The 1,908-nt window shown below is 34.2% G+C and carries 2 protein-coding genes; both read left to right on the top strand.

Annotation, left to right across the window (positions count from 1 at the left end; genetic code table 11):
* Positions 1-353 precede the first annotated feature (353 nt).
* Positions 354-869: a hypothetical protein gene (locus tag ABIB40_RS20605; RefSeq protein WP_354361828.1), complete on the top strand. Its 516-nt coding sequence runs from the start codon at positions 354-356 to the stop codon at positions 867-869.
* 13 nt (positions 870-882) lie between these two features.
* Positions 883-1,641, top strand: coding sequence for a DUF1828 domain-containing protein (locus tag ABIB40_RS20600; protein ID WP_354361826.1), 759 nt, complete (start codon positions 883-885; stop codon positions 1,639-1,641).
* The last annotated feature ends 267 nt before the right edge of the window (positions 1,642-1,908 follow it).

Raw genomic sequence — 1,908 nt, 5'->3', positions numbered from 1 at the left:
ACTTGTCCCTTGGTTTGAAGATTGACAAGAACTATAGAAAAAAGTAGAAGTAATTTTATTTTCATAATGTCTGGTATAATTGCTGGTAACGTTTTCGGGCTTTGTATTGTTTGGGCGTTAACCGAAGAACAAAGTAGAAAGAAGTGAATTAACATACAAGCACTACAGAAGCTAATTGCACTTCAGCCCAAATAAGACAAAACCCGTGTTATATGCAGGGTTGGTTTATGCACAACGTTTTAAGAGCGTCGGCAAATTTAGGCGTTAGCAACACTTTTGCAAAGGTTTGGTTTTGGGTCGGTTTGTGCGCCTTTGTAAATGTGCTGTGATTTATAGGGTTTATAAAATAAAGTATGAATACAAGTGCTATTTTATTATTTTTGATTGCAATGTTTACAGAAGAATTTTTAGAAGCGCTCATTAAATGCCCGAAAGTTGTCATAGATGCTCCCTTGGAGATGAAACATGGTCGTTCTGGATTTTTGAAAAAGTCATTTGTATTAAAATCATTAGATGGTCAGTATAGTTTTAGTGGATTCATTAACCAAAATCTAACATTTAGTGAAAACTTCTCCATAGGCCTAGTTTATAATCCAAAAGAGGAGAAAGGGACGATTATGCTTTTAAGATGTAATGGAGCGCATGGTGGAACAATACATCATCCTCATCATGCTAGTTGTCATATACATACGTCTACTGCAGAAGGAATAAATAACGGTGTTAAATCAGAGGCCAGAATTGAGTTAACTACAGAATATTTAACTATAGAAGAGGCAATACAATACTATGTAAAACGTATTAATGTAAATTCGATAGATGGACAAAAATATTTTCCGCCTCCAAGCGGTCAAATAGACCTGTTCAGTTAATAAATGAAACCAAATGATGGAAAAAATACTTAATCACATAGAAAGTGATTTTAACCAACGGGTTTCTATTAAGCAAAAGAGACCTGGGATATATCAATTATATTTACCTATCTATCATGAAGATGGTGATATGGTTGATTTATTTTTAAATAAAACAGGAGTCGATTCATATTCTTTGTGTGATTATGGGCTAACTCTTCAGCGCCTTTCTTATTCTTACGACATAGATTCTGACAATAAAGAGTCTATTTTACAAAGAATAATTTCTGAAAATAGCTTAAAGGAAGAAAATGGGAATATTTACCTAAACACAAGCTCAGAAACAATTTTCACTGATATAATGCATATTACGCAAGCGTATGCTAAAATTGGTAGTATGCGTTACTTCAAAAAAGAGGTAATTGAAAATTTATTTTACGAAATATTGGATGAATTTATTGAAAAAGAGCTTAAAGAATTTCAACCAAAAAAGAATGTTTTGCCAATTCCTGAAAGAGACGATTTGGAGGCTGATTATTCTTTTTTTCCTAATGGACACCCTGTTTACCTTTTCGGAGTAAAAGATGCGTCTAAAGCTAAAATTGCGACGATTAGTTGTTTGGAATATCAAAAGGCGAACCTAAATTTTAGGGGTTGGGTAGTAAACGAGGATTTTGAAAAATTACCACGAAAAGATAGGTCGCGACTTACAAATACATGTGATAAACAATTCACTAGTTTAGAAGACTTCAAATCATCAGCGAAAGGTTTTTTAGAAAGAGAAAGAATGTAGTCGGGTCGGTAAATTTTAGCGTTTTTGCAGGTTAGGTTGAGCTTCGGTTTGTGCGCCTGCAAATGTGCTAAAATGTGTGTCGGCAAAAAAGCGTCGGGAATTAAAACAGGTAGAAAGCATTTCAGTATTTCCCCGATTCAGATTTCTTAATTGCGTTGTCCTAAGCTTGCATATAACGTTTTGAAAATTTGTGCAGAAATGGCATTAATGCAGAACCATTGTCGTACCGCACAGACCTAAGTAAATAACGAAAAACCTGAGTTGAAC

The sequence above is a fragment of the Pedobacter sp. UYP30 genome, assembly GCF_040547165.1.
Classification (GTDB): Bacteria; Bacteroidota; Bacteroidia; order Sphingobacteriales; family Sphingobacteriaceae; genus Pedobacter.
Note: the sequence above shows the minus strand (reverse complement) of the source record. Positions and strands in the feature narration are given on the sequence as shown.

Excerpts from the sequence above, each read along its gene's own strand:
- ABIB40_RS20600 (WP_354361826.1), top strand. The coding sequence starts at position 883 with ATGATGGAAAAAATACTTAATCACATAGAAAGTGATTTTAACCAACGG.
- ABIB40_RS20605 (WP_354361828.1), top strand. The coding sequence starts at position 354 with ATGAATACAAGTGCTATTTTATTATTTTTGATTGCAATGTTTACAGAA.